We start from the raw sequence: 278 nt of genomic DNA on the forward strand, positions 1-278 counted from the left end.
CGGATATAAAAGCTCACGAACCTCCGTCCTGTGGGTGTTCTGTCGTCGTGTTGTACAATGAGGTTCGGCCACATGGCGCGATCGGCAACAAGGTGCCGATCTCGCTTTTGAACGGCTCATCGGCACCCCCGCCGAACTGAGCCAAAACCCCGGAAAATTCCAGCTCCCGCTGGCCCAAAATCGGGGAGCACCTCACCGATAAGGGGTGAATTTTGGATGCTGATTGACAACCTTGGAAATTCAGCGGATGGCAGCTTGCGTATCCAGCCTCTATAAGG

1 pseudogene is annotated in these 278 nt (G+C 55.0%); it reads right to left on the bottom strand.

The features are described 5' to 3' along the window. Positions 1-13 precede the first annotated feature (13 nt). Positions 14-278, bottom strand: a pseudogene (locus EOD29_RS37985) (hypothetical protein); the annotation flags it as partial.

The sequence above is a fragment of the Mesorhizobium sp. M1A.T.Ca.IN.004.03.1.1 genome, assembly GCF_003997555.1.
GTDB lineage: Bacteria > Pseudomonadota > Alphaproteobacteria > Rhizobiales > Rhizobiaceae > Mesorhizobium.